Raw genomic sequence first — 1,431 nt, forward strand, 5'->3', positions numbered from 1 at the left:
TTTCGGATGAGCGGGTGGGGTTTGAGGATTTCTCCGATGAGCCGCCGGGTTACGTCGGCAGGTCTGGTGGATTGGCGGTGCTCGGGGTTGTTCCGGGTGAGCCGGTGGACCCCTGGGATCCTTCTGTTGTGTCGGCGGGCTCGGGAGATCGACCCGCTGGGGTGACGGAATTCGGGGGGCAAGGCGGTACCCGAGAGCGGGTGGATCGCGAGGGACGACCGGCTCCTGAGGCGCCGGGGGCCCAGGATGGGGAGGCGTCGGCGGTGCGGCCGCCGAGGCCGCTACGTGAGACGCTTCGCTCGACGATCGCCGCCAATGAGGTGGCGCTCAAGCTCGACAGCCCCAAGGCGCGCCTGCTGCTGCTTCTCGGTGTTGTGGCGGCGCTGGCCGGTGGCTTTCACCTGTGGCGGTCGCAACCCGTGGCCGAGCCGCTGCCGCCACCGCCCACCGGGGTCGTGCGCCCCGTCGCCGCCCTGCCCTCTTCACCGGCCTCTAGATCTCCCGCGGCTGCCGAGGTGACCGTGCACGTGGCGGGCAAGGTGCGTAAACCGGGCGTCTTCACCCTGCCCGAAGGCAGCCGCGTGGAAGACGCGGTCGCCGCCGCGGGCGGCCCCAAAAGAGGTGTCGCCACCGATTCGATCAACCTCGCCCGGCGTCTGGTGGACGGTGAGCAGATCGCCGTCGGCGGCCCGCCGGTCGCCCAAGCGCAGGCTCAGGTGCCCGCGTCCGCTTCCGACACCCCTGGCTCCCCAGGGGCGCCCGGCCCGCCTGGCGCCTTGATCGACCTGAATACGGCCACCGTGGAGCAGCTCGATGTGTTACCCGGCGTCGGCGAGGTGCTGGCACGGCGCATCGTCGACTACCGCACCACAAACGGCGGTTTCCGGACCGTGGACCAACTCCAGGAGGTCTCAGGCATCGGCGACAGCAAATTCGCTGACATCAAGGGCAAAGTCCGCGTGTGACACCACCTCACGCACACCTGCTTTCCCAGCGAGCCCGACGAAAAGGAGGTCCGCTTGAGGTTCGAGGTCAGCCGTCTCCCCGTCCGTGGTGGTCCGCTGCCGGGCGCCGCCTCGGCAGAGCCTCCGGCCGGACCGCAACCGGCGGCGCGCGTGCCCGCCTTGGCGGCGCCCGCACTGGCCACCTGGGCGACGGCGTGGATCCTGCTGGGCTGTTCCCCGCTCACCGCGGCCATCGTGGCCGGAGTGGCCGTCCTCGCCATCCTGGTGACGCTCCTCCGCCCCGCACGGCCACGGCGTGTCCGCCTTCGGAGAGGGACGCCGCTGAGCGAGCACACGCCCGCAGAGCCCTCAGCACCCGACCCGGGCTCCGCCCCGCAAGATCCACCATTGCCCGGACACCGCACCCGGCCAGACCGCCCGGAAAGCATGGGCGGATTGGGAAGGCGAGGGGAGTGGGCGTGGGGGT

Annotated in this window: 1 protein-coding gene and 1 pseudogene; both read left to right on the forward strand. The window is 71.2% G+C overall.

The features are described from left to right. A partial coding sequence (locus C1I98_RS38825; protein ID WP_233508572.1) for a ComEA family DNA-binding protein occupies positions 1-965 on the forward strand: 965 nt, incomplete at its 5' end. A 54-nt stretch (positions 966-1,019) separates the two neighbouring features. Further along, positions 1,020-1,431, forward strand: a pseudogene (locus C1I98_RS44820) (hypothetical protein); the annotation flags it as partial.

The organism is Spongiactinospora gelatinilytica, from assembly GCF_003236385.1.
Lineage (GTDB): Bacteria > Actinomycetota > Actinomycetes > Streptosporangiales > Streptosporangiaceae > Spongiactinospora > Spongiactinospora gelatinilytica.